This is a genomic window from Vibrio sp. 10N.286.48.F5 (assembly GCF_041469785.1).
Taxonomy (GTDB): domain Bacteria; phylum Pseudomonadota; class Gammaproteobacteria; order Enterobacterales; family Vibrionaceae; genus Vibrio; species Vibrio crassostreae_C.
Genome location: NZ_JBFRLG010000005.1, coordinates 88,247 through 112,388 on the forward strand (window position 1 = coordinate 88,247; position 24,142 = coordinate 112,388).

21 protein-coding genes and 2 tRNA genes are annotated in these 24,142 nt (G+C 44.6%); 3 read left to right on the plus strand and 20 right to left on the minus strand.

Going from position 1 to position 24,142, the window contains the following annotated elements; genetic code table 11:
* The first annotated feature begins 281 nt into the window (after nucleotides 1-281).
* Nucleotides 282-1,643 carry a sodium-dependent transporter gene (locus AB4185_RS05835; RefSeq protein WP_017064178.1) on the plus strand — a complete coding sequence of 454 codons (1,362 nt, stop codon included), beginning with the start codon at nucleotides 282-284 and terminating at the stop codon, nucleotides 1,641-1,643.
* A 204-nt stretch (nucleotides 1,644-1,847) separates the two neighbouring features.
* Here the strand turns inward: AB4185_RS05835 and lipA are convergent, their stop codons facing one another.
* The 12 genes from lipA to leuS all read right to left on the minus strand — a co-directional run bounded on the left by lipA (nucleotide 1,848) and on the right by leuS (nucleotide 14,612).
* Nucleotides 1,848-2,813: a lipoyl synthase gene (lipA, locus tag AB4185_RS05840; RefSeq protein WP_017064177.1), complete on the minus strand. Its 966-nt coding sequence runs from the start codon at nucleotides 2,811-2,813 to the stop codon at nucleotides 1,848-1,850.
* A gap of 4 nt (nucleotides 2,814-2,817) precedes the next feature.
* A complete protein-coding gene (lipB, locus tag AB4185_RS05845) occupies nucleotides 2,818-3,477 on the minus strand; it encodes a lipoyl(octanoyl) transferase LipB (RefSeq protein ID WP_004737632.1) in 660 nt (219 codons plus the stop codon).
* A gap of 195 nt (nucleotides 3,478-3,672) precedes the next feature.
* On the minus strand, nucleotides 3,673-3,951 hold the full coding sequence (ybeD, locus tag AB4185_RS05850) for a DUF493 family protein YbeD (RefSeq protein WP_026084358.1): 279 nt from the start codon (nucleotides 3,949-3,951) through the stop codon (nucleotides 3,673-3,675).
* A gap of 232 nt (nucleotides 3,952-4,183) precedes the next feature.
* Nucleotides 4,184-5,365 carry a serine hydrolase gene (locus AB4185_RS05855; protein ID WP_017067140.1) on the minus strand — a complete coding sequence of 394 codons (1,182 nt, stop codon included), beginning with the start codon at nucleotides 5,363-5,365 and terminating at the stop codon, nucleotides 4,184-4,186.
* A 93-nt stretch (nucleotides 5,366-5,458) separates the two neighbouring features.
* Nucleotides 5,459-6,298: a septal ring lytic transglycosylase RlpA family protein gene (locus AB4185_RS05860; protein WP_372098214.1), complete on the minus strand. Its 840-nt coding sequence runs from the start codon at nucleotides 6,296-6,298 to the stop codon at nucleotides 5,459-5,461.
* A gap of 3 nt (nucleotides 6,299-6,301) precedes the next feature.
* Nucleotides 6,302-7,423 carry a rod shape-determining protein RodA gene (gene rodA / locus AB4185_RS05865; protein WP_017062334.1) on the minus strand — a complete coding sequence of 374 codons (1,122 nt, stop codon included), beginning with the start codon at nucleotides 7,421-7,423 and terminating at the stop codon, nucleotides 6,302-6,304.
* On the minus strand, nucleotides 7,423-9,315 hold the full coding sequence (gene mrdA / locus AB4185_RS05870; protein WP_017062333.1) for a penicillin-binding protein 2: 1,893 nt from the start codon (nucleotides 9,313-9,315) through the stop codon (nucleotides 7,423-7,425). Before mrdA ends, rodA begins: the two co-directional genes overlap by 1 nt.
* Before the next feature lie 6 nt (nucleotides 9,316-9,321).
* Entirely contained in the window at nucleotides 9,322-9,792 is a 471-nt protein-coding gene (rlmH, locus tag AB4185_RS05875) for a 23S rRNA (pseudouridine(1915)-N(3))-methyltransferase RlmH (RefSeq protein ID WP_017068506.1), read from the minus strand.
* A 3-nt stretch (nucleotides 9,793-9,795) separates the two neighbouring features.
* The gene (gene rsfS / locus AB4185_RS05880; protein WP_004735247.1) at nucleotides 9,796-10,113 is read right to left on the minus strand and encodes a ribosome silencing factor; all 318 of its coding nucleotides are present in this window, start codon (nucleotides 10,111-10,113) and stop codon (nucleotides 9,796-9,798) included.
* 66 nt (nucleotides 10,114-10,179) lie between these two features.
* The gene (gene holA, locus AB4185_RS05885) at nucleotides 10,180-11,205 is read right to left on the minus strand and encodes a DNA polymerase III subunit delta (RefSeq protein ID WP_372135109.1); all 1,026 of its coding nucleotides are present in this window, start codon (nucleotides 11,203-11,205) and stop codon (nucleotides 10,180-10,182) included.
* 12 nt (nucleotides 11,206-11,217) lie between these two features.
* Entirely contained in the window at nucleotides 11,218-11,856 is a 639-nt protein-coding gene (gene lptE / locus AB4185_RS05890; protein ID WP_017068504.1) for an LPS assembly lipoprotein LptE, read from the minus strand.
* A 179-nt stretch (nucleotides 11,857-12,035) separates the two neighbouring features.
* Entirely contained in the window at nucleotides 12,036-14,612 is a 2,577-nt protein-coding gene (gene leuS, locus AB4185_RS05895) for a leucine--tRNA ligase (RefSeq protein ID WP_017068503.1), read from the minus strand.
* A gap of 263 nt (nucleotides 14,613-14,875) precedes the next feature.
* Here leuS and AB4185_RS05900 point away from each other — a divergent pair, with 263 nt between their 5' ends.
* Nucleotides 14,876-15,346, plus strand: a complete 471-nt coding sequence (locus AB4185_RS05900) for a zinc ribbon-containing protein (RefSeq protein WP_017062329.1) — start codon at nucleotides 14,876-14,878, stop codon at nucleotides 15,344-15,346.
* Between the two features lie 90 nt (nucleotides 15,347-15,436).
* Here AB4185_RS05900 and lnt read toward each other — a convergent pair whose 3' ends face one another.
* The 5 genes from lnt to miaB form a co-directional block, all read right to left on the minus strand.
* On the minus strand, nucleotides 15,437-16,954 hold the full coding sequence (gene lnt, locus AB4185_RS05905; RefSeq protein WP_017064170.1) for an apolipoprotein N-acyltransferase: 1,518 nt from the start codon (nucleotides 16,952-16,954) through the stop codon (nucleotides 15,437-15,439).
* Nucleotides 16,955-16,986: 32 nt separating this feature from the next.
* On the minus strand, nucleotides 16,987-17,877 hold the full coding sequence (gene corC / locus AB4185_RS05910; protein WP_012603382.1) for a CNNM family magnesium/cobalt transport protein CorC: 891 nt from the start codon (nucleotides 17,875-17,877) through the stop codon (nucleotides 16,987-16,989).
* Nucleotides 17,878-17,997: 120 nt separating this feature from the next.
* Nucleotides 17,998-18,459 (minus strand): rRNA maturation RNase YbeY, encoded by a 462-nt coding sequence (ybeY, locus tag AB4185_RS05915; RefSeq protein ID WP_012603383.1) that lies wholly within the window; start codon nucleotides 18,457-18,459, stop codon nucleotides 17,998-18,000.
* Entirely contained in the window at nucleotides 18,460-19,581 is a 1,122-nt protein-coding gene (locus AB4185_RS05920; protein WP_017062327.1) for a PhoH family protein, read from the minus strand.
* Nucleotides 19,582-19,744: 163 nt separating this feature from the next.
* On the minus strand, nucleotides 19,745-21,169 hold the full coding sequence (miaB, locus tag AB4185_RS05925) for a tRNA (N6-isopentenyl adenosine(37)-C2)-methylthiotransferase MiaB (protein WP_065584439.1): 1,425 nt from the start codon (nucleotides 21,167-21,169) through the stop codon (nucleotides 19,745-19,747).
* A gap of 308 nt (nucleotides 21,170-21,477) precedes the next feature.
* On the opposite strand from miaB, the gene AB4185_RS05930 reads away from it, so the two are divergent.
* Nucleotides 21,478-22,653: a 2-octaprenyl-3-methyl-6-methoxy-1,4-benzoquinol hydroxylase gene (locus tag AB4185_RS05930; RefSeq protein ID WP_017064167.1), complete on the plus strand. Its 1,176-nt coding sequence runs from the start codon at nucleotides 21,478-21,480 to the stop codon at nucleotides 22,651-22,653.
* Nucleotides 22,654-22,721: 68 nt separating this feature from the next.
* On the opposite strand, the gene AB4185_RS05935 is transcribed toward AB4185_RS05930, so the two are convergent.
* The 3 genes from AB4185_RS05935 to AB4185_RS05945 form a co-directional block, all read right to left on the minus strand.
* Nucleotides 22,722-23,768, minus strand: a complete 1,047-nt coding sequence (locus tag AB4185_RS05935) for a lactonase family protein (protein ID WP_372127779.1) — start codon at nucleotides 23,766-23,768, stop codon at nucleotides 22,722-22,724.
* A gap of 156 nt (nucleotides 23,769-23,924) precedes the next feature.
* Nucleotides 23,925-24,009: transfer RNA gene (locus AB4185_RS05940), tRNA-Leu, on the minus strand.
* Between the two features lie 55 nt (nucleotides 24,010-24,064).
* Nucleotides 24,065-24,141 (minus strand) — tRNA-Met (locus tag AB4185_RS05945).
* Nucleotide 24,142: the final 1 nt, after the last annotated feature.

Sequence of the window (24,142 nt, forward strand, 5' to 3'; positions counted from 1 at the left end):
TAGTGATGAATAGTAAGAGCACCGGTCGGTGCTCTTTTTGTTTGTATAAATGGAACCACACGGCGAGTATTTATCTCAATTCAATCCATTTCCTTCTTAAGCCTACTGCTTCGCTTTGTTGCTTATAATTGAACGATAAGACTGGTTTTTTGTTAATTTTGTTGTTCTAAATAGCGCATTGATTGTAAAAATCAGAGAATTGTTCATTTATTGGTTGTGCCTATCATTGCTTTTTATTACTGTACTTCTCAACTAGTTCACTGATTTTTAATGCGGGCGATATGGACCAACAATCTTCCTCTTCAAGAGAGCACTTTAGCTCTCGTTTAGGTTTTATTTTAGCAGCGGCTGGTGCAGCGGTTGGCTTGGGGAATATTTGGGGTTTCCCGACTCAAGTTGCTAGCAACGGTGGTGGCGCTTTCCTTTTAGTCTATTTGATCATGATCTTCGTGGTTGCTTTCCCTATGTTGGTGGTTGAGATGGCTATAGGCCGTCACGGCCAAGCAAACCCAGTTGATAGCATGCGATCTTTGACGACAAACCCTTTGGGTAAGAAAGTCGGTGAGTTTGTCGGTTGGGTTGGACTGAGTGTACCAAGCGCAGTGTTGGCGTTTTACAGTATTGTTGGTGGCTGGTTGATCTGTTTCCTAATTGGTGCGGTCGCGGATCTTATCGGCCTAGAAGCGATTGCTGATTGGTTTAAGGGCTTCAGTGTTGAGCGCAACGTATTTGGTACCGTCGCGTTCTATGTACTGACTATCTTGATTGTGCAGGGCGGTGTTAAGCAAGGCATCGAGAAATGGTCGACTCGTTTGATGCCTGCGCTGTTTGTTTTATTTGGCTTATTGTTTGTTTACATCATGACGCAATCTGGCGCGATGGAAGGCCTAAAACATTACCTTATTCCAGACTTTGAGAAAGTGTGGGATAGAAAACTGGTTCTGGCGGCAATGGGACAGGGGTTCTTCTCACTCACTATTGGCGGTTGCTCGATGTTGGTTTATGGCTCTTACTTAAGCAAGAAAGAGAACCTACCAAAAATGGCGATGAACGTAACTCTGGTGGATACTGCTGTCGCTTTTATTGCTGGATTAGTGGTGATGCCAGCAATGTTTGTTGCGATGCAAAAAGGCGTTCAAATCTACGCTGAAGACGGCTCACTATTAAGCTCTGACACTCTAGTATTCACGGTTTTGCCGTTGATGTTTGATAGTTTAGGTGTGCTTGGACAGATCTTTGCGATTGTGTTCTTTTTACTACTAACGATTGCTGCACTGACTTCTTCGATTTCGATGCTTGAAGGCCCGGTTGCGCTAGTGAGTGAGCGTTTCAATACTAGACGAACGCCAACAAGCTGGGTGATTGGTGGTGCTATCGCGCTGTTTAGTGTGGTGATTGTTTACAACTTTGCTGCGATGTTTGGCATGGTAGCGATGATTGCAACTCAGTATCTTCAACCAGTCGCTGCACTGATGTTCTGTGTGTTTGGTGGTTGGGTATGGAGCCGAGCTTCAAAAGTGAAAGAGCTTGAACAAGGCAGCCCTGATTTTCAACTTGGTTGGTTTGGTAAGGTTTGGCCAATGTATGTGAAGTTTGTGTGCCCAATTTTGGTAGCAACGGTTATCTGGGCATCTTTCGGTTAATGCAGAACCCTATCTGGGGTTTTTGAAATTACCTCCTCTGAACTTGAAATATTAAGCACAAAGCCACTCATAAAGAGTGGCTTTGTTGTTTTTATATAAAGCTTAGTGGCACGAAATATAAAGCTATAGCGGCACGAACAAGATAGAAAAAAGGCGCTGAACATAATATTCAGCGCCTTTGCATTGTTCGTTAAGCAATCGTGATTACTTAATTTCCATACCTTGAGCTTGCAAGTCCGCATGGTAAGAAGAACGTACAAACGGGCCACACGCTGCGTGAGTAAAGCCTAGCTCTAGAGCAATCTCTTTCAGCTCATCGAACTCAGAAGGCGGCACGTAGCGTTCTACTGGTAAGTGGTGACGGCTTGGTGCTAGGTATTGGCCTAGTGTCAGCATAGTCACACCATGTTCACGAAGGTCTTTCAGTACTTGAACGATCTCTTCTTTTGTCTCACCAAGACCCATCATCACACCTGATTTTGTTGGGATATCAGGGTGCTGCTCTTTGAATTTCTTCAGTAGATCAAGAGACCACTTGTAGTTCGCACCTGGACGCGCTTTACGGTATAGACGTGGCGCTGTCTCTAGGTTGTGGTTGAAAACATCTGGCGGGTTGTCTTTCATTAGGTCAAGCGCAACGTCCATACGACCGCGGAAGTCTGGAACCAGTGTTTCGATACGAATATTTGGGTTGAGTTCGCGAATCTCACGGTTACAGTCAGCAAAGTGCTGAGCACCGCCGTCACGCAAGTCATCACGGTCAACTGAAGTGATTACAACGTACTTCAGTTTCATGTCTTGAATTGTTTTAGCTAGTTTCTTCGGCTCTTCAGCTTCAGGAGCAACAGGGCGACCATGGGCAACATCACAGAACGGGCAGCGACGAGTACAGATAGCGCCAAGAATCATAAACGTTGCCGTACCGTGGTTGAAACACTCGGCTAGGTTAGGACAAGACGCTTCTTCACAAACTGAGTGCAGGTTGTTTTTGCGCATTGCTGATTTGATTTCTTGAATACGATGGCTGTCTGAAGGAAGTTTAATCTTCATCCATTCAGGCTTACGTAGAACTTCTTTCTGTTCAGCAGGCATATTCTTTACGGGAATTAATGCCATTTTGTCAGCGTCACGATATTTAACGCCTTTTTCCATTTGGATTGGTTTGCTCATGATTTTATGCTTCTGCTGTAATGTTACTGGTGGCTTGAATGTCTACTTGGTCATAGCCGAGTAGCTCTACGAGCTCTTGTATTAACTGTTGCTCAACGTTTTCTAGTTCACTTGGTCCACCGAGTTGGCTTACCTGCGCCATTTCCATACCTTGGTAACCACATGGGTTAATACGCAGGAATGGAGACAGGTCCATATCGACGTTGAGTGCTAGCCCGTGGAACGAGCAGCCACGTCGAATACGTAATCCGAGTGAACAGATTTTCTTGCCATCGACATAAACACCAGGAGCGTCAGGTCGGGCAGCTGAATCTATATTGTAAGCTTTCAGAGTATTGATTACGAGGTTCTCGATATGAGTAACCAAATCACGCACTCCGAACTTCTTGCGGCGGATGTTAATCAGAAAGTAAGCGACTAATTGGCCTGGGCCGTGATAAGTCACTTGGCCACCGCGATCGCTTTGTATTACAGGGATATCACCAGCATTCAATACATGCTCGGCTTTACCTGCTTGTCCTTGAGTGAAGACAGGGTTGTGTTCAACCAACCAAACTTGGTCTACGTCTTCTTCCGTGCGTTCGTCTGTGAACTTATGCATGGCTTTCCATACAGGTTCGTAATCCTGACGGCCTAATTTTTTTACGATTAGCTTATTTTGCAAAGCTGCACTCCCTCAAGGATTAATAAAGTGAACGCATTATAAACGCGAAACATGATTCTAACTACAGACGGACTGCAAGGTTTTTCAACTTTCTTTGTATTTATTGAAAATTAAGTTGAATGAATTTGAGCTAGATAGGGTGCTTTAAACAAAAACAGCGGCAATAAGCCGCTGTTTTTCATGTGCAATCGGAGATTACAGAACCATACGAACGATTTCGATCTCGCCCAGTTCTTTATAAAGAGTTTCTACTTGTTCAATTGAAGTCGCAGTAATATTGATAGAAACAGAGTGGTAGTTACCTTTCGCACTCGGTTTTAGCGTTGGGCTGTAGTCACCAGGAGCATGACGCTGGATCACTTCTAGTACTAGCTCAGTCAGTTCTGGCTTAGCGTGGCCCATTACTTTGTAAGTGAATGAACAAGGGAACTCTAAGAGGTCTTTTAGTTTTGCATCAGAATTGATGTTCATGATTAGCTCCAAAAGGCTAGACGCTCGCAAATTGGCGAAATGTCGATAAAAAGCGTGTTCGGTCAACAGACACGAGTAATAAGGCGGAATATTACGTGTAAATATCACCGAACTCAAGATCAACAAAAGCCGCACATGGCGGCTTTTGGTTCACTAATGAGCAAATCATGAACTTACTCATTAGGTTAGCTATATAACAAGCTTAGGTTTTACCTAGAACAAACCTTTGGCTTGTTTAGAATAAACCCTTGAATAGAAGAACTAGGTAGTCCCATAGACGGCTGAATAGGCTGCCTTGGTCTACATCTTCAAGTGCTAGTAGGGGGTATTCAGCAACGTCTTCACCGTCTACTTGGTAGAATAGTTTACCAACTACATCGCCTTTGCTGATTGGCGCTTCTAGCTCTTTCTCAAGAACGAAGCTTGCCTTCAGGTTCTTAGCTTGACCACGAGGTAGCGTCACGAAAGTATCTTCGTCGACACCTAGCGCAACTGTGTCCTTGCTACCCATCCAGATCTTCTCTTCTACGAAAGTTTCACCGGCTGTGTGTGGTGCCACTGTTTCAAAGAAGCGGAAGCCGTAGCTAAGCAGTTTTTTGCTTTCTGTTTTACGAGCATTCGCATTCTTGGTGCCCATAACTACAGCAACTAGGCGCATTTTGCCTTCTGTCGCTGAGCTTACTAGGCTGTAACCTGCGTTGCTTGTGTGGCCTGTTTTGATGCCATCAACGTTCATGCTCTTATCCCATAACAGACCGTTACGGTTGTATTGGGTGATGCCGTTGTAAGTGAATTTCTTCTGTGAGTAGATACGGTACTCGTCTGGTACGTCGCGAATCAGCGCCTGACCAAGTAGCGCCATATCGTAAGGCGTTGAGTATAGGTTCGGGTTGTCTAGACCGTGCACGTTAGCGAAGTGCGTGTCTTTCATACCGATAGAGCTTGCCCATGCGTTCATTAGGTCAACGAATGCATCTTCAGATCCGGCGATGTGTTCAGCCATCGCAACACAAGCATCGTTACCTGACTGAACAATGATACCGCGGTTCAGTTCTTCAACTTTAACCGTTGTACCTACTTCAACGAACATCTTAGATGAATCTGGGAAGTTTTTAGCCCAAGCATTTTCACTGATTACAACATCGTCGTTTAAGTTGATGTTGCCACGTTCTAGCTCTTGGCCAATTACGTAGCTCGTCATCATCTTGGTTAAACTTGCTGGAGAAAGTTGAGTATTCATCTCTTTCTCTGCTAGTACTTTGCCTGAATGGTAATCCATCAGAACAAAACCTTTAGCGGCGATTTGAGGTGCATCAGGAACAACAATAGGAGCGGCGAATGACGATGTAGCTATCGTTGCAGAAAGAGCAACAGAAGTAGCAAAAATCGATTTAACAAGTTTATTAGATTTAATCATTTTGAATGCAATTATTTGGTGAACTATTCATATATTAACAGAATCACTCTGTCACACCAGAGCGCTGATTACCAGAAGTAACTGTTAGATTAATTAGCGAGTTAGGGTGTGTTTTTTTATATAAGCTGACGGGTAACCCATTAGCTTAACTTGTTCTAATTTCTCTTGAGTCAGAGCATAGTCATGAAATGGCCCAATCATCAGACGGTAGTTGTCATCATTTGGCTGCAAGAACGTTGCTACTTCTAGCTTTTCGGCTAGATCTTTCGCTAACTTCTCTGTTCTATCTTCATGTGGAGATGTTGCGACTTGAATAATAAATTGCGGTAAAGCAGCCTTTTTATTTGCGTCGGTTGGCATAGCCACAGTAATGACTTCAATCTCAACATTTGCCGTGCCGGTTCTCAACACATCGAGCTTGTAAGCTGCCGCATAACTAAGGTCAATGATTCGGCCTTCATGGAATGGGCCGCGGTCATTGATACGAACAATTGTCGTTTTGTTGTTGTCAGTATTCGTCACTTTTACATAGCTTGGAATTGGCAATGTTTTGTGCGCCGCAGACATCGAATACATGTCGTAGATCTCGCCGTTCGACGTTAAGTGGCCATGAAATTTCTTACCGTACCAAGAGGCTTTGCCTTTCTCAGTAAAACCTTCGGTTTTCTTTACGATCTTGTAGTCTTCGCCACGCAAAGTGTAATCCGTATTACCACCTAAACTATAAGGTTCATACTGAGGGTGAGCATCCTCGAGATGCTCTACTGAGATCGGTGCGTCTGGTGCAATATCTGAATCAATATCGTAGCGCCCTGTTGGCTGCTTTGAAGAACAACCATTGATTAAAATCGCTAGCCCCAAGATAGAGACTATTTTTTTGATTGGCAGCTCTTCAACCAAGGATGCTTTGTTTTGAAACGTTGTAATAGACATCGATTAGGTCGCCTTTGAGAATGCTTTTCTGTGTGTATGTATCGACATTAAAATACCAAAACCAGCCATGAGGGTAACCATTGAAGTACCGCCATAACTGACTAGAGGAAGAGGAACACCAACCACAGGTAGAATGCCACTTACCATGCCAATGTTTACAAAAATATAAACGAAGAAGCTCAGTACAATACTGCCGCCCATCATTCGACCGAATGCGGTTTGAGCTTGGCTCGCAAGCACTAAGCCACGTCCAATAATAAACAGGTAGATCGCAAGCAAGAACAAGATACCGATCATGCCCCATTCTTCGGCGATGACCGCAAAAATGAAGTCGGTGTGGCGCTCTGGAATGAATTCTAATTGAGATTGAGTGCCTTGCAGCCAACCTTTTCCTGATATACCACCCGAACCTATCGCAATCTTACTTTGAATAATGTGGTAACCCGCACCTAATGGATCTGATTCAGGATCAAAAAGGGTTCTAACACGCACTTTTTGATATTCACGCATCAAGAAGAACCATAGGATTGGGATAAATGCCCCTAATGCGATTGCCGCGCTAGCAATGATTTTCCAACTGATACCAGCCAGGAATATCACGAAGATACCAGATGCGGCGATAAGGATAGATGTACCTAGGTCAGGCTGCTTTGCGATTAGAATCGTCGGTACAAACACCATCACTAGCGAGATCGCTAATGTTTGGAATGTTGGTGGAAGTGAGCGCTTACCGATAAATCGTGCCAGCATCAAAGGCACCGCGAGCTTTAATAGCTCTGACGGTTGGAATCGAACAAAGCCGAAGTTTAACCAACGCTGGGCGCCTTTAGAGGCTTCACCAAAGAACAACACGCCCAATAGCAAGATGACACCACCTACAAATAGCAGTGGTGCCAAGGTTTCATAAGTACGAGGTGAGATTTGCGCTAGGAAGATCATCACACCTAAAGACAGAGCCATGCGCATCGCCTGGCGGTCCATCATCGCAAGGCTTTGTCCGCTTGCGCTGTACATGATCAGCAGGGCAAAGCCCATTAAAACCAGAATGCCAAGCAAAAGCGGCAGGTCGATATGCAGCCTTTCGAATAGGGCTCTATTTCGTCCAGTTGAAGGATCAAGTTTCATTATTTAATTGGCTCACTTTGATAATCTTCTGCAAGGATAATATGGTCTAAAATCCTTCTTACTACTGGGCCGCCGTTAGAAGAACCGCCACCTGCGTTCTCTAGAACGATAGTCACGACGGCTTCAGGATCTTCAAAAGGCGCGTAACCCGTAAAGAGGGCGTGATCGCGTAAGTGCTCTGCGATTTCGTCCGCGTTGTACTCTTCATCTTCTTTTAAGCCGAATACCTGCGCGGTACCCGATTTACCAGCGGTTTGGTAAGACATCTTCTGGAATGAACGTCTTGCCGTACCTTTCTTACCGTGGTTAGCCAGCCTCATACCTTCCTGAGCGATATCCCAATACTTCTTCTTAACCCCGGTTAGCGGTGGGTAAGTTTCAATGTCCGACATGATTTGTTCATCGAATGGACGACCGTTATCAATGGTTGAACGAAGTAGGTGAGGTGCGGTTACTTCACCTTCATTGACCAAAACTGATGTGGCTTTTGCAATCTGCATGGGTGTTGCAGTCCAGTAGCCTTGGCCAATACCAACTGGGATGGTGTCACCTTGGTACCAAGGCACACGGTGTCTTGCCATCTTCCAATCACGAGTTGGCATATTGGCTTTGCTTTCTTCATAAATATCGATGCCAGTATAATCACCAAAGCCGAACATCATCATCCATTTGGATATGCGATCAATGCCGAGATCATAAGCAATTTGGTAAAAGAAAGTATCCACTGACTCTTCAATCGCTTTCTCTATATCAACGACCCCGTGTCCCCAACGCAACCAGTCACGGAATGGTCTTGTTTTTGAATTAGGGATCTTCCAATAACCTGGGTCATTACGCGTTGTATTAGGTGTAATCACACCTTCTTGCAGAGCCGCAACAGCAATGAATGGCTTGATCGTCGATGCTGGTGGGTAAATACCTAGCGTTGCACGGTTAACCAAAGGGCGGTCTTTGTCTTGAAGCAGGGCGTTATAACCTTTAGACGAAATACCATGTACGAATGCATTTGGGTCGTAGCTTGGGCTAGATACCATGGCTAACACGCCATTGTCTTTCGGGTCGAGAACGATAGCTGAGCCACGGCGGCCATCCAGTAACTTATGTACGTATAGTTGTAGCTTGATATCCAAGTTGAGCACGATATCTTTACCCGGAACCGACGGTACAAATTTTAGAGTACGGATCACTCGTCCACGGCTGTTAACTTCGACTTCTTGATAGCCAGCGGTACCGTGAAGCATGTCTTCGTAGTAGCGCTCAATACCAAGTTTACCGATGTCGCGAGTGGCTTGGTAATTGGCGTCTTTCTCTTCGCGAACCAGGCGCTGCATATCACGGTCATTGATGCGCGATACGTAGCCAATCACGTGAGTTAACACATCACCATAAGGGTAGAAACGTTTTAGCGTACCTGTAACTTCAACGCCTGGGAACTTATGTTGATTTACAGAGAAGATCGCAACTTGTTCTTCGGTAAGCTGATTCAGAATAGGTACTGACTTGAAGCGTCGTGAATTGCGACGATCACGATCAAATAGTTCAATGCGCTCTGGCGGGATCTCGATTAATTCTTGTAGACGGACGAGCGTGTCATCCATATCTTTGATTTTTTCTGGTGTGATTTCTAGGTTGAAAACCGGGCGATTTTCGGCAAGAAGCACACCATTACGATCATAAATCAAACCACGGTTGGGGGCGATTGGAACGACCTTGATACGGTTATCGTTAGAGCGGGTTTTATAGTCTTGATATTGATTGACCTGAATGTTGTACAGATTAACAACCAACATCGATATCATGACTATGATCCCCGCAAACGCAACAAAAGCACGATTAGTAAATAGTCGTGCTTCTGCTTTGTAATCACGGATTTGGCTACGTTTACGTAACATTAACGCTTATTCTCGATGATAAGGGTGGTTAGCAGTGATGCTCCAAGCTCGATACAAGCTTTCAGCCATGATAACGCGTACTAATGGGTGAGGGAGAGTAAGCGCAGACAGAGACCAACTTTGGTCTGCGGCCGCTTTACATGCAGGTGCTAATCCTTCAGGCCCGCCAATTAGGATAGATACGTCACGTCCATCCAGCTTCCAACTTTCTAATTGCTCAGCAAGTTGAGGTGTATCCCACTTTCTACCTGGGATATCGAGCGTGACAATACGGTTGCCTTTTGGAACTGCAGCCAGCATCGCTTCACCTTCTTTTTGAAGAATGCGTGCAATATCTGCATTTTTACCGCGCTTTCCTGCAGTAATTTCAATGAGCTCTAATGGCATATCGTGAGGGAAGCGGCGTTTGTATTCTTGAAACCCTTCTTCAACCCACTTTGGCATTTTTGTGCCAACTGCGATTAACTGGATCTTCAAAGCTTAGCCCCAAAGTTTTTCTAGTTGGTACAGCTCACGATGCTCTTCTTGCATAACGTGAAGCATGCTTGTGCCCATATCTAGAACAACCCATTCACCTTCTTGCTGACCGTCCATACCTAGAGGTTGCATACCCGCTTTACGCACTTCATCAGCAACATGCTGTGCAATAGAGGCAACATGGCGTTTAGAGGTGCCAGTACAAACAATCATGTAATCAGTAACGCTTGATTTGCCTTCTACATCGATAGTTACAATCGATTCTGCTTTCATGTCGTCGGCTTTGTCTGCAAGAAAATCTTTTAGTTCTTCACGTAACACTGGGTGTTCCTTTAATCTGAATTTAGCTTTGTTTAGGGGCTGTCGACCCTAGAATATAACACGCTTTTATGCGTGGAATGGTATTGAAGCTGAAGGGATACAAAACTCTACGCTTAACTGATGAATTAGTGGCCAAGGCGACTGCTCATATTGAGTTTTTGTCATCAATTCAGCTTGAGTGAGCAACGCGAACAAAGAGTGTAATTGAGAAATCGAAACTCTTGTTAGCGCAGCGTTATAAAGAGGCTTTTTAGATTGCCAGATACGGTGTTTTTCGAAGACCTGACCAATCGGCATCTGTTTCATTTGTTGCTGCATTTGTAATAGCAGAGCAAGCTCTCGTTGTATGCTACGTAATAAAATGACGGGTTCGACACCTTCAGCTTCTAGCTGACGCAGGATTCGTTGTGCTCGATTTCCTTTCCCTGCCAATAGGGCATCACTCCAATGGAATGGAGTGAAGTGGTTGTGGCGGCTCAGCGATTCTTTTAAGCGTACTAACGTGAGTTTTCCATCTGGGTATTGGAGAGCCAGTTTTTCTAGGCTTTGGGTGAGAGCAAATAGATTACCCTCATGCCATTGCGCCAGCATTTGAATCGCTTCAGGGTCTGGCGTTAAACCGATTTGACGGCAACGCGCTTGGACAAACTGAGGTAACCGACTGACATCTGGCGTTAGGCAACTGACCCAGTGACCCTGATTCGAAAGAGCCTTAAACCACTTAGCGCTTTCTTGAGCTTTGGTGAGCTTAGTGCCCACCAAGATTAACAAGATATCACTGTGGATATGCTCGGAGATTGCGAGTAGCTCTTTCGCTATTGCGGCATTGACGCCTGACTCTGGCAGTTCAAGCTCGATGACCTGACGGCTAGAGAATAGGCTCAGTGCTTGAGTGCAGTCGTAGACTTGATTCCAGTCGAGACTGCTATCAATCGCAAAGCGGTGACGTTCTTCAAAGCCTTGCTGTTTTGCAGCCTTTTGAATCGCTTCTCGGCTCTCTTGCAACAGTAGCGGTTCGTTACCAAAAATTAGGTAAACATTACTCAACTGTTTAATAAGTTGCTCTGATAAGCGGTCAGCAAAAATACGCATCAAATAAACCTATTACTCAGCCGAATCGCTAAGTGTTGGTTGTTCTTCTGAAGCTGGTACGATCTCAACATTCTTGATGTTGTATTGCTTTTCGAGTTCTTTCACTTGAACGTGCTCTAGTGCATCTAGGTCCATGCTATCAGCTGCAATGTTCGCTTTTAGTCGAGCCATCTGACGAAGGATTTGGCTTGTTGCCAACTTACGCATCTCATCTTCGATCATGTCTCGTTCAACCGACTTCGCAAGTGCAGTTAGCGGGTTATCTAGGTAACTACGGGTTACGCTGGTTGAGAACGTCTTTGAGCCTAGATCCGGGACAGTTACGCGGTATGAAGCGCGGAATGTCAGTTCTTTCTCTGCTGCACGAGTGTTTTGGTATAGAGACAGAGTTCGCTCACCTACGCTCTCACTAATAATATGCAGGTTAGGTGTATTCTCAGCCGGTGGCACAATTTCTACATCATTCATACGCAGTTGACCCTTCATCATACGTGTAAACGTACTGTATTGGTCGTAACTGGTTACGGAGATCTTGTTGAGTTCTTCTGGTACGGAGTAATCACCACGTAGGTGGAAACCACACGCACTTAATAGGCTGACGGTTAAAACAACAACAGTAACTTTCAATGAAGATAGTGAAATCAGGCGCATTATTTGATGGCTCTCATGAAGGTAGAATACTTATTTAAAGGCTTTAGTTCGTTTGAGTGGTTAGGCTCAAGTCTAAAGCGCTTAAATAAGTAGACAGGGCAATTAGCTACCCTGTCTACAGACTGCTTTTGATGAATTAAGTTCGTTAATTCTTTAGCAATTGCATTGTGCTAACGAAATTAGTTAGCAACGATGTTTAGAAGCTTACCTGGTACGAAGATAACTTTACGGATAGTTAAGCCATCTAGGAACTTCTTAGCGTTCTCATCGTTTAGACCAAGCTCACGAACTTGCTCTTCTGTTGCATCAGCAGCAACGGTTAGTTTCGCACGTAGCTTACCGTTGATCATAACAACGATAGTTTTCTCGTCTTCAACTAGCGCTTTCTCATCGAAAGTTGGCCATGTTGCTGAGTCTACGTTTGATTCACCCAGTGCAATCCACATTTCGTAAGAGATGTGTGGCGTCATTGGGTAAAGCATGCGAACAACAGCTTTTAGCGCTTCATCAAGGATTGCACGATCTTGTACAGACTCTTGAGGTGCTTTCGCTAGCTTGTTCATCAATTCCATGATCGCAGCGATTGCTGTGTTGAACGTTTGGCGACGGCCGATATCGTCCGTTACTTTCGCGATAGTTTTATGGATATCACGACGAAGTGCTTTTTGGTCGCCAGATAGCGCAGAAGCATCAACAGATTCAGCAGCACCCTTAGAAGAGTGAGCGTGAACCAATTTCCAAACACGTTTAAGGAAGCGGTTAGCCCCTTCAACGCCAGACTCTTGCCACTCAAGCGTCATGTCTGCAGGTGATGCAAACATCATGAATAGACGTACTGTATCAGCGCCGTACTTGTCTACCATCTCTTGTGGGTCGATACCGTTGTTCTTAGACTTAGACATTTTGATCATGCCTGAGTGTTCAACTTCACGACCTTGATCGTCGACTGCTTTTTCGATGCGACCTTTACCGTCACGTTCAACCGTTACGTCAGTCGGTGCAATCCACTCTTTGGTGCCTTTTTCGTTTTCGTGATAGAACGCGTCAGCCAGAACCATGCCTTGACATAGTAGTTGCTTGAACGGTTCATCAGACGTCACGTAGCCAGCATCACGTAGAAGCTTATGGAAGAAACGAGAGTAAAGCAGGTGCATACAAGCGTGCTCGATACCACCAACGTATTGGTCAACTGGTAGCCAGTAGTTTGCTTTCTCTGGATCTAGAATGTCGTCTGCTTGCGGTGAACAGTAACGTGCGTAGTACCAAGAAGACTCCATAAACGTATCGAACGTGTCAGTCTCACGTAGAGCGGGTTCGCCGTTGAATGTTGTTTCAGCCCAAGACTTGTCAGCCTTGATTGGGCTCGTTACGCCATCCATTACTACATCTTCAGGAAGAATGACTGGCAGTTGGTCTGCTGGTACTGGGTGAACTTCACCGTCTTCAGTGGTTACCATTGGGATTGGAGCGCCCCAGTAACGTTGACGAGATACACCCCAGTCACGTAGACGGAAGTTTACTGTCTTCTTACCTTTGCCTTCAGCTTCAAGCTTCGCAGCAATTGCATCGAATGCTTCTTGGAACGCAAGACCATCGAATTCACCAGAATCAAACAGTACACCTTTTTCAGTGTAAGCCGCTTCAGACACGTCTAGTTCAGAACCATCTTCAGGTTTGATTACTGGGATGATATCGATGCCGTACTTAGTTGCGAACTCGTAGTCACGTTGATCGTGAGCAGGAACCGCCATTACCGCACCTGTGCCGTAATCCATAAGTACGAAGTTTGCTACGTATACAGGAACAACACGACCGTTAAGAGGGTGGATAGCCGTTAGGCCAGTATCCATACCTTTCTTTTCCATCGTTGCGAGTTCAGCTTCAGCAACTTTAGTGTTACGACACTCTTCAACGAATGCAGCAAGCTCTGGGTTGTTCTTCGATGCTTTCTCTGCAAGAGGGTGACCTGCAGCGATACCAACGTAAGAAACACCCATTAGTGTATCTGGACGTGTTGTGTACACTTCTAATGGTGCTTCTTCGCCGTTAACAGCGAAAGATAGCTCAACACCTTCAGAGCGGCCGATCCAGTTGCGCTGCATGGTCTTAACCATTTCAGGCCAACCTTCAAGGTTGTCTAGATCGTCTAGTAGCTCTTGAGCGTACTCAGTGATTTTAATAAACCACTGTGGAATTTTCTTTTGCTCTACTGGAGTGTCACAACGCCAGCAACAACCGTCTTCTACTTGCTCATTTGCCAGTACTGTTTGGTCGTTTGGACACCAGTTCACTGAAGATGTCTTCTTGTAAACCAGGCCTTTTTCGTAAAGCTTAGTGAAGAACTCTTGTTCCCAACGGTAGTACTCTGGAGTACACGTTGCGAATTCACGGTTCCAGTCGTAACCAAAGCCTAGAAGCTTAAGCTGGTTCTTCATGTACTCAATGTTTTCGTAAGTCCATGGTGCAGGTGCTGTATTGTTTTTAACAGCGGCGTTTTCTGCAGGTAGGCCGAATGCATCCCAACCAATTGGCTGCATTACGTTTTTGCCTTGTAGACGTTGGAAACGAGATACCACATCACCGATGGTGTAGTTACGCACGTGACCCATGTGCAGTCGGCCACTTGGGTAAGGGAACATAGAAAGACAGTAGAATTTTTCTTTGTTTGGGTCTTCACTTACAACGAAAGTCTCGCTGTTATCCCAGTGTTGTTGAACCTTTTGTTCAATCTCTTGCGGGTTATATTGTTCTTGCATCGATGGTATCCGGTTATCTTGGAATTTGTGAGTTCGGTTAGAACAGAATCTTACAGATCGTCATAGAATACCTAAAGGAGCTGAGTACAACAATAGTTATACCCTTCATACTTGCAGTTGCCGCTTAGTAGATTGTGTAATTTTCACTGAATTTCGCAGGGCAACTATACTTAAGAGTATGAATTGCATTTGTTTGTAAGCGGGAGTGCATTGCAGCGCATCCGTTTGCTCACTAAAAGGTTGGTTATCTTAAGGAGGTTGTTATGCCGAAGAAAAAAGCGCTCTATGAAGAAGTCGTCGAAGAGGTGATTGAAACGCTGAAGCATAGCCCTGAAGAGCTCAACAACAAAATCGAAACGTCGGGCAAGTTTGCGAAAGCAGCTAATGATATGACTAAAGATGAGCTTTCATTGATCTCTGCCTACGTGAAGTCGGACTTAAAAGAGTTTTCCGAAAGCTATGAAGAGAGTAAAAGCGGTCCATTCTATTTGATGATTGCGGACTCTATTTGGCAAGGGCTGTTGGATATTACTGATCGTACTAAGGTGGAATGGGTTGAACTGTTCCAAGACTTAGAACACCAAGGCTTGTATCAAGCGGGTGAAGTCATTGGCTTGGGAACCTTAGTATGTGACGAGTGTGGTCACCAAACCGAATATAACCACCCAACCAATATCATTCCATGCATTAAATGTGGTTCTAAAGGGTTTAGTCGTAAAGCCCTTAAACCGTAAGCTTCTGAACCATAGCGTATCAACGCAAAACCACAGCAATGAAAAAGGGTTGACCCGATCAGTCAACCCTCAAATCACTTTTCGTCGAATCTAGCTTTTTGGCTTTCTAATTACCCAACCAATCACCAAGCTGAGCATCGCCCAGATATACAGTGGCCAAGTACCTACTGTGTGATAAGGCGTTTGACCATCCGTTGAAATGAGTTCAGCTTTTAACACTGCCGTTTCAAACTGAGGCACTTGCTTGATTATATTGCCTTTGTAATCAGTAACTGCCGTCACACCGTTGTTGGTCGAGCGAATAACCGGCTTACCAAGCTCCAGAGCACGCATCTGTGCAATTTCCATATGTTGCAGAGGGCCAATCGAACGACCAAACCACGCATCGTTAGAGAGCGTTAAAATAAAGTCAGTCTCGTCGGTTACGTTCTGTCTAACTTGATCATTAAAGATGATCTCATAACACAGTGCCGGCGCTAAGTGACGACCATTTGCCACTATGTTTGGTTGAACAAAGTCGCCACGGCTAAATGATGACATTGGCAAGTTAAAGAAAGGTGCTAATGGACGCAAGATATCTTCAAACGGCACAAACTCACCAAATGGTAACAGGTGGTGTTTATGGTAGCGTTCGTCTGGATCGTAGCTGTACTCACCGTATGGATTCACACCGAGAGAAAGAACACTGTTGTAGTATTTCTTATCTTCAGACTGATTCAGCACACCGGTAATGATCGAACTGTTGTTCATCTTCGCTGCGCTATCCAAGTTACGTAGGAAAGATGGGATCTCAACTTCGAATGCTGGAATAGCCGCTTCAGGCCAGATGATGATATCCGCTCCCCAGTTTTCTCTGCTTAGGTCGGTGTACTTCATCATGGTTGGCCAGCGATGACTCGGTAGCCATTTACTGTCTTGATCGACGTTGCCTTGTATCAAGACGACTGACGTGGTTTTTTCAGGGTTCGGCGTGACCCAGTCGATGTTGCGAATACCAAAGCCTGCACTAAATACGACGGCGGGAATGAGAGCGATGCTCCAAGCCCGGTTAACAATCGCATAAGTGAATGCAGAGGCTGAAACAATGATCGCTAAAGTTACTAGCTCTACGCCGCCAATCGGTGCAAATGAACCCAATGGCGAATCGATTTGGCTGTAGCCTAACCAAAGCCAAGGGAAGCCCGTCATTACCCAGCCACGCAGCCAATCACAGACTAGCCAGAATGCAGGAGCTGCAAGGAAAAAGCGGCTTAGGTTATTGGCAGGGAAGAATTTATTCAAACCCCAGGTAAATAGCCCTGAATAAACGGCTAGGTAGCCAACAAGCAATGCCATCAAAAATAGGTTGGCTGCCAGTGGCATGCCGCCAAAACCATCAATGCTGACGTATACCCAGCTGATACCTGTGGTGAATTGACCTAAACCCCATGCGTAGCCAATCCAAAGCGCACTTTTAGGAGAGCGGTTGTGGATCAGTAACAGCAACAAAGCTGGGCTGAGAATAGCAAGAGGCCATATAGAGTATGGAGCGAATGAAAGGGTGGTTATAGCGCCAACAAAAACGGCCGCAAGCGGCCGTAATAGGCGATGAATAAAGGTATTAGTCATCTAATTTCTGTCATCTCTTTAGAGAGAAGTTGTTATTCTTCGATAGTCGGAAGAGGCTGTTCGTCAGGAATGGTTACCTGTAGCTGAATCACACGACGGTTATCTGCTGATGTTATTTTGAAATGGTAGTTTTCGATTTCTACAATTTCGCCACGAACCGGCAGGTGGCCGAGTGCTGTCATCACCATACCGCCAACTGTATCCACTTCGTCGTCACTAAAGGCAGTGTTAAACGTATCGTTGAACTCTTCAATAGTGGTTAAAGCTTTTACAGAGAAGGTATGCTTACTCAGCTTACGAATATCTAGCTCTTCTTCATCGTCGAACTCGTCTTCAATTTCACCAACGATTTCTTCGAGGATATCTTCAATGGTTACCAGGCCAGAAACTCCACCAAACTCATCGACAACGATAGACATGTGGTAACGCTCTTCTTGGAACTCCTTAAGCAGGCGATCAACTCGCTTACTTTCAGGAACAACCACGACAGGGCGAATCACTTGTTCGATATCAAATGGAGCACTTTCTGAACCCAAATACTTAAGTAGGTCCTTCGCTAATAGAATGCCTTCAACATGGTCTTTATCTTCACTGATCACTGGGTAGCGAGAGTGTTGAGCATCAGTAATGAGCGCAATCAATGTATCTAGATCATCTGTGCGTTCAACTGTAACCATTTGAGAGCGAGGCAGCATGATATCGCGTACTCGCATCTCTGAAATTTCCATAACACCCTCGAGCATGTCGCGTGTGTCGTGGTCAATTAGGTCATTAATTTCTGAGTCGCGGATTACATCTACGAGCTCTTGGCGATCTTTTACTTCACCTTGAAATAGTTGGCCTAGGCGTTCAAAGAAGGACTTTCTACTCGGACCTTCAGATTTTTTACTTCCCTCAGAAGTGGGGGGGTTACCTTCGTTCATGATTTCTCAAAAAATAACGCTATCAGAAGTGTGATAGCACACGTTACAACTCAGATTCCTGTGAAAATCACAGGTTCGATGAGTTATTGTTTCTCTGCAACCTACTTTACTAGAATCAATTTACTTTTCTAGAATGTAAGGGTCTTCAAACCCCATAGATTGCATGATTTCTGTCTCGAGTGACTCCATCTCTTCAGCTTCATCATCTTCGATATGATCATAACCTAGCAGATGCAGACTGCCATGTACAACCATATGAGCCCAGTGTGCTAGCAGAGGCTTACTTTGCTCTTCTGCTTCTTTTTCGACAACTTGGCGGCAGATAATGAGGTCGCCCAGTAGATCTAACTCGATCCCTGGAGGAGCCTCGAATGGAAAAGACAACACGTTAGTTGGCTTATCTTTGCCACGATATTCATGATTGAGCTGGTGGCTTTCTTGTGTATCAACGATACGAACCGTCAACTCAGCGTTCTCTTGAAACTGAGGAATTGTCTTGTCCAACCAAAGCTGAATATCTTGCTCAGTTGGAAGACCTTGCTCATTTTCGACCGCTAATTGCAGGTCTAGTTCAATAGACATCTATTTATCACCTTGTTCTGCAATTACAGAGCTATTTTGTGTTGCTAATTGTGTCGTAACTACCTGCTGAGCCTCAAGAAGTTTGGCTTCACGCTCTTCACGTTTACGCTTTTCAAACTCTTTGCGCTCTTTCTGGTCTTTTGCTTCCCACTTCTCGTATGCGTTGACGATACGAGCAACTACAGGGTGACGAACGACGTCTTCAGACATGAAGAAGTTAAAGCTAATGTCGTCGACTTCATTGAGCACTTCAGTCGCATGGCGTAAGCCTGATTTTGCACCACGAGGTAAATCGATTTGCGTAATATCACCTGTGATCACAGCGCGTGAGTTAAAACCGATACGGGTTAAGAACATCTTCATCTGTTCTACCGTGGTGTTTTGGCTCTCATCAAGAATGATAAACGCATCATTCAATGTACGACCACGCATGTAAGCCAGTGGCGCAACTTCAATTACGTTACGTTCAATCAGCTTCTCAACTCGCTCAAAGCCAAGCATCTCAAACAGCGCATCGTAAAGTGGACGTAAATATGGGTCTACTTTTTGGCTTAAATCACCCGGTAGGAAACCAAGCTTCTCACCGGCTTCAACAGCAGGGCGCGTCAATAGAATGCGACGAATCTCTTGGCGTTCAAGTGCATCAACTGCTGCAGCAACGGCTAAGTAGGTTTTACCTGTACCTGCTGGCCCAATACCAAAGGTGATGTCATGAGTCACCATGTTCATTAGGTACTGTGCTTGGTTTGGCGTTCGAGGTTTGATGACGCCTTTTTTAGTCTTAATGGTCACTTCTTTGCCGTAGTCAATTTCAGACTCGACGTGTTGCTCCAAAATGCCTGACTCGGTGATCGCCAGATGTATTTGCTCTGGTTCGATATCGATTATGTTGCCTTTAACTGGAGCCGTTTCAACATAGAGGTGTTTGATGATGTCTAAAGCTGCGGCTGTAGTGTGAGGCTTACCGACAATGGTGAAAAAGTTGCTACGGTAATTAATCTCAACGCCCAGACGACGCTCAAGATGCTTGATGTTGTCGTCAAATGGTCCGCATAAACTTGCCAAGCGCTTGTTGTCTGCTGGTTCTAGATTTATCTCTAAGGTAACGATTTTATTGCTCAAATTAGCCTCTCATTTTGTGCCACTCACTCTTAAATAAAACAAAGAGCAAAAAGCCCGATTTAGACCGGGCTTCTGATGGTGATATCCCTATTTCTAAGATGGTCACTTAGTTAGGTAATTTCAAGCTTTGTGTTTGCGCTTTGTGCTCAAACAGTTGTATTGCCTATGGCGTAAATGTCGCTACACCTAGCTCGTCTTCACGTTTTGTTTTTTCCATCATTTCTGCTGGAGTCATAACAACGCGTAGACCCATGTCTTTTTCTGTGCGAACTAGCTCACCACGTAGTGAGTTGGTGTAAACCTCAGTGATCTTCACATCTACGAATTGACCGATTAGGTCTGCAGAACCTTCGAAGTTCACAACACGGCTGTTTTCTGTACGGCCGCGAAGTTCCATTAGGTTCTTTCTTGATGGGCCTTCAACAAGGATACGTTGCTCTGTGCCTAACATTAGACGAGAGAAACGCATAGCTTGTGTGTTTACCGTTTGCTGCAGTTCGTACAGACGATCTTTCTTCTCTTGTGCTGGTACATCACATGGGTAATCTGCCGCTGGCGTACCTGGACGTGGAGAGAAAACAAAGCTGAAGCTCATATCGAAATCAACGTCTTTAATTAGCTTCATTGTATCTTGGAAGTCTTGCTTAGACTCACCAGGGAAACCAACAATAAAGTCAGAGCTGATTTGAATGTCAGGGCGAGCTTTACGCAGTTTACGGATAATAGATTTGTACTCGATAGCCGTATGTGGGCGCTTCATCATCGTAAGAATACGGTCACTACCACTTTGTACTGGTAGGTGAAGGAAGCTCACTAGCTCTGGTGTGTCTTTGTAAACTTCAATGATGTCGTCACCAAACTCAAGCGGGTGGCTTGTTGTGAAACGAATACGGTCGATACCGTCGATAGAAGCAACAAGACGAAGCAGTTCTGCGAATGAACAGATATCGCCTTCGTGTGTTGGACCGCGGTATGCGTTTACGTTTTGACCTAGCAGGTTAACTTCACGTACGCCTTGCTCTGCAAGTTGAGCAACTTCGAAAAGTACATCATCCATTGGACGGCTAACTTCTTCGCCACGTGTGTATGGTACAACGCAGTAAGTACAGTATTTAGAACAACCTTCCATGATAGAAACGAACGCCGTCGCGCCTTCAGCTTTTGGCTCTGGCAGGTTATCGAACTTTTCGATCTCTGGGAAAGAGATATCCATTACTGGCTTTTCGTTAGACAGTGATGATTTAATCATCTCTGGCAAACGGTGTAATGTTTGTGGGCCAAAGATAACGTCTACGTAAGGTGCACGTTGACGAATGTGATCACCTTCTTGAGTCGCTACACAGCCACCCACACCGATCACCACACCTTCTTTTTTATCTTTAAGCGTTTTCCAACGACCAAGCTGGTGGAATACTTTTTCTTGCGCTTTTTCGCGGATAGAACAAGTATTCAATAGTAGTACGTCTGCTTCCTCAGGTACTTCAGTTAGCTCATAGCCATTTGCAGCGTTAAGCAGGTCGGCCATTTTTGATGAATCATATTCATTCATCTGACAGCCCCAAGTTTTAATTAGCAGTTTCTTACTCATTATATGTTCGCTCGATCGTTAGTTTAATTTAAGGGAGCAAATCGCCCATTATTCATCCGCTAGCCCCGTTTGTCATAATTCGGTATTCAATTTTATGACAGGCTCTAGCGGCAAGCGGCGTATTGTACTGGTTTCAAAACCGACTGACTAGTAGTCTGAACAAATCTCTTATGTAGTGGTTTTTATTATCGTTAACGCCATATGCCATAAGGGATAACCCTTTTTTCGAATAAGGTTTTTGGTTACAAGTTAGTTATGAAAAAGTACAATCAAAAACAGTCAAAGAATCAAACTGATAAGTACGAAATATGAACAGTTACGATATTGTAGTAGTCGGTGGCGGCATGGTTGGCGCAGCAACAGCAATCGGTTTTGCAAAGCAAGGTCTGAGTGTTGCGGTGATCGAAGGTTTTGCCCCACAAGCTTTTGATGAATCGCAAGCGATGGACATTCGTGTGTCAGCGATTTCTCAAGCATCGGTCGATTTGCTTGAAGATCTTGGTGCATGGCAAAGTATTGCAGCAATGCGAGTGTGTTCTTATAAACGTTTAGAGACGTGGGAGCACCCAGAGTGTCGTACTCGATTTGATGCTGCCTCACTAGACCTTCCTCGTTTGGGCTATATCGTTGAGAACAGACTCATTCAATTAGGTTTATGGTCTCAATTTGATGCCTACGACAATCTCGAACTGTTATGCCCAGAAAAGCTCGATGTGATTGAGTTTGGTGAAATCAATATCGTAAAGCTTCAATCAGGGGCTGAGTTGTCTGCGAAGTGGGTGGTTGGTGCTGATGGTGCGAATTCAGCCGTTCGCCAACAAGCTGGAATTGGCATCACGGCTTGGGATTATCGACAACACTGTATGCTTATCAATGTAGAAACAGAACAACCTCAGCAAGATATTACTTGGCAGCAATTTCTACCAAGTGGCCCTCGTTCATTTTTGCCTTTGTGTTCTCTAACCTCTGACGGTCAAGAAGTCGGGCTGGGCTCGTTAGTTTGGTATGATTCTCCACTGCGTATTAAGCAACTGTCAGCAATGGCCCCTGAAAAACTACGTAACGAAGTACTTACTCACTTTCCTAAAGAGTTAGGTGATATCAAAGTCTTGAATTCGGGTTCTTTTCCTCTGACACGACGTCATGCTCAATCATACTCGAAGAATAACTGTATTTTGGTCGGAGACTCTGCGCATACCATCAACCCTTTGGCTGGGCAGGGTGTTAACTTAGGCTTCAAAGATGTATCAGTACTGCTGGATGTCACCAAAGAAAAGGGTGAATTGAACCAGTCTGTAGCAAGACGCTATGAAGTGATAAGAAGAGGCGACAATCTAATGATGCAAAGTGGCATGGATTTCTTCTACAAGACATTCAGCAACGACATTGGCCCACTGAAATTTGTACGTAATGCTGCTCTAAAACTAGCTGAAAATTCAGGCCCGATTAAAGCTCAAGTATTGAAATACGCTTTGGGTCTCTAATTGAGCGTTTAAGACTGCTTATGAAAAGAAGGAGAGCGAATGCTCTCCTTTTTTGTATCAGATGACTACTATCGCTGTTGCGTCACACAAACCGGTGCATCGATCTCTAAAGAGTACCCTGTATAAACCAAAGACCCATCTTCATTATCTCGCTTGAATGAGGTGATGTTGTTGGAGTGCTGGTTGGCGGCGATAAGCCATTTCCCATCGTTCGTTATATGGAAGTCTCTTGGGAATTTGCCTTCAGTGTCGTAGCTATCAATGAAAGTCAGCCTTTGAGTCTCAGAGTCGATTTTGAAGCTACTGATCATCGATTGATGTCGACAAGAAACATAGAGAAATTGCTCATCCGGTGATAGTTTTATTGCAGCTGTTGCTTCTCCTTTTTCCATATTTGGAAGTGCGTCGATCTCTTCGACAATACTCCATTTCCCAAGAGTTTTCTCCATCATCAGTATCGTTTCAGAGAGTTCACAGATTACATAGGCTTTATTTTCGTCTTTGTTGAAGACGAGATGACGAGGTCCATTGCCCGCAGGGACTTTAATGGATTGCATTGGTTCGTCTAGAAACTCTTCCTGTTCTTCATCAAAGCAATAGAAATTGATTCGATCAGCGCCAAGGTCGATAGTGACAAATTGTGGTGAGTTTTGTAAGAACAGGCATTGATGGGCGTGTGGGCTAGTTTGTCTCTCTTTGTTTGGCCCGGAACCAACCATCTGGATTGTTTTGAGTCGTTTATCGATGCTGCCGTTGATACTTAAGCTAAAAATATCGAATGTGCCTGATGAGTATTGCGACGTGATAGCAAACTTATTGTGTGGATCTATCGCGACGTGACAAGGGTGATCTCCCGAGATGAGGCTTGTATTGTGTGTTAGCTGTGAATCAACATTAGGTATATGAATGAGCTGGGGCTGTTTTTGCTGGTCCACTTCCGATGCAGTATAGATCCCAGTCTTTGTTACAGTAATAAAAGAGGGGTTAGTACACTCTGTAATGAGTTCTAAAGGTAATAGTTGACCGTTTTCCAAGTCTAACTGAGCCTGATACACGCCTTGGCTTTTACTGGGAGTGTCTGTGTAGCAACCGATCGTTAAAGTGAGATTTTTCATAAGGCGTCATACTCAATTAGAAAGTGGAGCAGACATTGTCTTATAAAAAAGTCATGAAGTGATTAAATAGGGAGAAATACTTGGTGACTTGGCTAGCAGATTTACATATTCCAAATAAAACAAAACCCAGCTAAAAAGCTGGGTTTTGTTCAATAATGGTGCGGTCGGAGAGACTTGAACTCTCACACCTCTCGGCGCCAGAACCTAAATCTGGTGCGTCTACCAATTCCGCCACGACCGCAGCAAATCTTTATAGTCATACTGAATATTGGTGATTCAATAAGACGTTGTATAAATGGTGGCTACTGCGGGATTTGAACCTGCGACCCCATCATTATGAGTGATGTGCTCTAACCAACTGAGCTAAGTAGCCA

Bases quoted from the DNA above. Each gene is read 5' to 3' on its own strand.
- AB4185_RS05835 (WP_017064178.1), top strand. From the start codon at position 282: ATGGACCAACAATCTTCCTCTTCAAGAGAGCACTTTAGCTCTCGTTTA.
- lipA (WP_017064177.1), bottom strand. From the start codon at position 2,813: ATGAGCAAACCAATCCAAATGGAAAAAGGCGTTAAATATCGTGACGCT.
- AB4185_RS05855 (WP_017067140.1), bottom strand. From the start codon at position 5,365: ATGATTAAATCTAATAAACTTGTTAAATCGATTTTTGCTACTTCTGTT.
- AB4185_RS05860 (WP_372098214.1), bottom strand. From the start codon at position 6,298: ATGTCTATTACAACGTTTCAAAACAAAGCATCCTTGGTTGAAGAGCTG.
- rodA (WP_017062334.1), bottom strand. From the start codon at position 7,423: ATGAAACTTGATCCTTCAACTGGACGAAATAGAGCCCTATTCGAAAGG.
- mrdA (WP_017062333.1), bottom strand. From the start codon at position 9,315: ATGTTACGTAAACGTAGCCAAATCCGTGATTACAAAGCAGAAGCACGA.
- holA (WP_372135109.1), bottom strand. From the start codon at position 11,205: ATGCGTATTTTTGCTGACCGCTTATCAGAGCAACTTATTAAACAGTTG.
- lptE (WP_017068504.1), bottom strand. From the start codon at position 11,856: ATGCGCCTGATTTCACTATCTTCATTGAAAGTTACTGTTGTTGTTTTA.
- leuS (WP_017068503.1), bottom strand. From the start codon at position 14,612: ATGCAAGAACAATATAACCCGCAAGAGATTGAACAAAAGGTTCAACAA.
- AB4185_RS05900 (WP_017062329.1), top strand. From the start codon at position 14,876: ATGCCGAAGAAAAAAGCGCTCTATGAAGAAGTCGTCGAAGAGGTGATT.
- lnt (WP_017064170.1), bottom strand. From the start codon at position 16,954: ATGACTAATACCTTTATTCATCGCCTATTACGGCCGCTTGCGGCCGTT.
- corC (WP_012603382.1), bottom strand. From the start codon at position 17,877: ATGAACGAAGGTAACCCCCCCACTTCTGAGGGAAGTAAAAAATCTGAA.
- ybeY (WP_012603383.1), bottom strand. From the start codon at position 18,459: ATGTCTATTGAACTAGACCTGCAATTAGCGGTCGAAAATGAGCAAGGT.
- miaB (WP_065584439.1), bottom strand. From the start codon at position 21,169: ATGAGTAAGAAACTGCTAATTAAAACTTGGGGCTGTCAGATGAATGAA.
- AB4185_RS05930 (WP_017064167.1), top strand. From the start codon at position 21,478: ATGAACAGTTACGATATTGTAGTAGTCGGTGGCGGCATGGTTGGCGCA.
- AB4185_RS05935 (WP_372127779.1), bottom strand. From the start codon at position 23,768: ATGAAAAATCTCACTTTAACGATCGGTTGCTACACAGACACTCCCAGT.